The organism is Pseudomonas sp. GD04158 (genome assembly GCF_029834875.1).
GTDB lineage: Bacteria > Pseudomonadota > Gammaproteobacteria > Pseudomonadales > Pseudomonadaceae > Aquipseudomonas > Aquipseudomonas hydrolytica.
Genome location: NZ_JAODYT010000150.1, coordinates 1 through 3,826 on the forward strand (window position 1 = coordinate 1; position 3,826 = coordinate 3,826).

The 3,826-nt window shown below is 68.6% G+C and carries 2 protein-coding genes and 1 pseudogene; 1 reads left to right on the plus strand and 2 read right to left on the minus strand.

The genetic code is table 11. The annotated features are described in order from the left end of the window. Nucleotides 1-464 (minus strand): annotated as a pseudogene (malF, locus tag N7333_RS24100) (maltose ABC transporter permease MalF); the annotation flags it as partial. 59 nt (nt 465-523) lie between these two features. Next, nucleotides 524-1,711 carry a maltose/maltodextrin ABC transporter substrate-binding protein MalE gene (gene malE / locus N7333_RS24105; RefSeq protein WP_279859496.1) on the minus strand — a complete coding sequence of 396 codons (1,188 nt, stop codon included), beginning with the start codon at nt 1,709-1,711 and terminating at the stop codon, nt 524-526. 254 nt (nt 1,712-1,965) lie between these two features. Between malE and N7333_RS24110 the strand changes: the two genes are divergently transcribed. Continuing rightward, nucleotides 1,966-3,826, plus strand: a 1,861-nt coding sequence (locus N7333_RS24110; RefSeq protein ID WP_279859497.1) for an alpha-amylase, incomplete at its 3' end; no start/stop codon positions are given.

Below are 3,826 nucleotides of genomic sequence, written 5' to 3' on the forward strand. Positions count from 1 at the left end.
GCGCCGCGCTCGCCCTTGTCGACACGCAGGCGCAGCTCGCCATCTTCGCCACGGTGCAAGCTGAAGCCGTAGCGCTCGCCGGCCAGGTAGGTCTGACGCAGGTGGTAGCGCTGCACCTGCTCGAAGCTCAGCAGGTTGCTGCCGCTGTAGTTGGTGAAGCCGATGCCCACGGTGTACAGCAGCGGAAAGATGACGAACACCAGCATGCCCGCCAGCGCCGGGTAGATGTAGCGATGGGCATAGGCCCGGCGGCTGATGAACACGTAGCTGGCGATGCCGGTGACCACCAGCCCGAGCAAGGCGAAGGCCAGTTGCTGCTGGGCGTAGAGCGCCAGCACCAGGTACAGCGCCATGGCGTTGAACAGGCCCCACAGACCCCAGCGCAGGCCGGCATGCAGGGACGGCAGGGAGAACGGCTTCATCGGCGAGCTGGCCGGGGTGGCAGGAAGATTCACGACGGACATCTGAGTTATAGCCTCACAGCGGAGCCGCCGCCGACGCCGGGCGTCGGGGCGGCCGGATTTCACTTGGCGATGCGCTTGGCAGCGTCGTCCAGCGCGGCGTCCACGGTCTGGCGACCGGAGGTGATGTTGGTCAGCGCCGGCGCCATGGCCGACCAGAAGGCGCCCATTTCCGGCACGTTGGGCATCGGCCGGCCGAGCTGGGCGTTGTCGAAGGTGGCCTTGATCAGCGGGTCGCTGGCCAGTTCGGCCATGTAGGCCTTGTTCGGCACGGCGCCGAGCGGCACGTCGGCGCTCACGGTCTTGAGGCCTTCGACCTGCAGCAGGTAGTTCTCGAGGAACTCCACGGCCAGCGCCTGGTTGGGGCTGGCAGCGTTCAGCGCGGCGGCCATCACCCCGCTGAAGGGTCGGCTGGGGGCATCGCCCACGGCGGGGATCGGCGCCACGCCGAAGTCGATGCCGCTCTTCTTGGCGTTGGCCCAGGCCCAGGGGCCGCTGATGAACATGGCCGACTCGCCCTTGTTGAAGGCTGCCTCGGCGACGCTGTAGTCGGCGCCCTTGGGCATCACCCCGGCGTCGATCAGCGCCTTGAGGGTTTGCGCGCCCTGCTTGGCGCCGTCGCTGTTGACCCCGGTGCGGCTGGTGTCATAGCCGCCGTCGGTGTCGGCGAACACGTAGCCGCCGTTGGCGGCCAGCAGCGGCCAGGTGAAGTAGGTGTTGTTGTAATCCCAGAGAATGGCGCGCTTGCCGGACTTGGCCAGCTCGGCGTTGAGCTTCAGCACCTCGTCGAAGGTGGCCGGCGGCGTTGGTACCAGGGCCTTGTTGTAGAGCAGGCCGATGGACTCGACCGCCATCGGGTAGCCCCACAGCTTGCCGCCGTAGGTCACCGCGTCCCAGGCGAAATCCTCGATCTCGCCCTGGGTCTTGGCACTGGGAGTGATCGGCGAGATCAACCCGCTCTGCGCCCATTCGCCGAGGCGGTCGTGGGCCCAGATGAAGATGTCCGGGCCGTTGCCGGTGGCGGCGGCCTGCTGGAACTTGTCGGTGGCGCTGTCCGGGTGGGCCACCTCCACGGCGATACCGGTGTCGGCGGTGAAGCGCTCGCCGACCTTGGCCAGGCCCTTGTAGCCCTTGTCGCCGTTGATCCAGATGACCAGCTTGCCTTCCTCGATGGCGGCCTGGGCCGGCAGGGAGTGGCTCAGGGTGGCGGCAAGGCCGATGGCGACTGCGCTGAGCAGCGTCTTGTTCATGTCTTGTTGTCCTCGTGGCTTCTTGTTTTTGATCCACAACTGCGGCGAGCCGTTGAGCGCTCTGCCAGCTCGGTCATCCTCGGCCGAAAGCGCAAGCGCCACATCCTCCCTGACCTCCCCCTCGAGGGCGTAGAGACGGGGGCGTAGTCTGCCAGCGATTCCGGAAAAAAAGCATGCGCCCCTGCCCCTTCTGCGCCTGTTGCAGGTGGCGCGCTGCGGGTGTACTGGAGGCTCGCCAGTTGCGGGAGAACCCCATGCGCCGCCCTTCGTTGCCGACTTCGCTCACCACCCTGGCCTGCGCCCTGCTCTGCCAGTTTGCCAGCGCCGAGCCGCAGCTGCAGGCCTGGCTGGATCAACGGCCAGTGCCGCTGCAATGGAGCAACCCCGCGCCGCAGCGCTACAGCGTCGAGCTGGAACTGAGCGCCGGCCAGCTGCGTCTGCAGGCGCCCAATGCCAGCGGCAGCGCCCAGCCGCTGGCCCTGTACCAGCGTCAGGACTGGCACGCGGGCAGCTCACTCAGCCTGCAGATCGGCGAGCCCGGCCGCTATCGCCTGCTGTTCCAGGAAGACGCCCAGCCCCATCTGCGCCTGCTGCCGCTGCGCGAGCAGGCGCCGCGCAGCGTCTGTCGCACCTGGCAGGGCGAGGCGCTGAGCGTCGCGGTCGGCCAGGTGTTCGCCGATGGCGAGGTGCTGCGCGATGCCTACAGCGGCCAATTGGCCACGGTGGAGAACGGCCGCGTCGAGCTGACCCCGGCGGTGCATAGCGACGGCCTGCTGCTGCTCGAGGCGGCCGAGCCGGCGCCAGTGCCCGCCCACGACTGGCGCAATGCCACGGTGTATTTCGCTATCACCGACCGCTTCGCCAATGGCGATACCGGCAACGACCGCAGCTACGGGCGCCAGCCCGACGGCGAGCAGGAGATCGGCACCTTCCATGGCGGCGACCTGCGCGGTCTGACCGGCAAGCTCGACTACCTGCAGCAGCTGGGGGTCAACGCGCTGTGGATCAGCGCGCCCTTCGAGCAGGTCCATGGCTGGGTCGGCGGCGGTGACAAGGGCGACTTTCGCCATTACGCCTACCACGGCTACTACGCCCTGGACTTCACCCGCCTGGACGCCAACATGGGGACGGAAGACGAGCTGCGCGAGCTGATCGCCCAGGCTCACGCCCGCGGCATCCGCGTGCTGTTCGACGTGGTGCTCAACCACCCCGGCTATTCGACCCTGGCCGACATGCAGGCGCTCGGCTTCGGCGCGCTGCGTGGCGGCATGGACCAGTACCTGCCGCCGCGCTGGAGCGACTGGCAGCCGGAGAGCTTCGAGAACCTGCACGCCTACCACAACCTGATCGACTACCAGCACGACGCCTGGCGCCAGTGGTGGGGCAAGGACTGGGTACGCGCCGGCGTGGCCGACTATGACAGCCCGCCCAGCGTGCTGGTCGACCCGCGCCAGGGCTCGCTGGCCTTCCTCCCCGACTTCAAGACCGAGAGTCAGCAGCCGGTGTCCCTGCCGCCCTTCCTGCTGCGCAAGGCCGACACCCGCGCCGTGCCCCGCGAGGGCTACCGGGTGCGCGACTACCTGGTGGAATGGCTGAGCTTCTGGGTGCGCGAATTCGGCGTCGACGGCTTTCGCGCCGATACCGTCAAGCACGTCGAACTGGAGAGCTGGGCGGCGCTGCGCCAGGCGGCCGACAAGGCGCGCGCCGAGTGGTCGGCGGCCAACCCCGATGATCCCATGAGCGGCAGCCCGTTCTGGATGGTCGGCGAGGTGTTCGGCCACGGACCGCAGGCCAGCGTTTACCAGGACCACGGCTTCGACGCGCTGATCAACTTCGACTTCCAGGGCGAGCTGGCCGCCAAGGGCAGCGAGTGCCTGCGCCAGATCGAGGACGGCTACCGCGGCTATGCCGAGCTGCTGGCCAACGACGCGCGGCACAACTTCATGAGCTACGCCTCGTCCCACGACACCTCGCTGTTCTTCGCCGAACAGGGCGAGCGACTGGCGCGCCAGCGCGGCCTGGCCGGCGCCCTGCTGCTGGCACCCGGCGCGGTGCAGATCTACTACGGCGACGAAAGCGCCCGCCCGCTCGGGCCCACGGGTTCGGACCCGCACC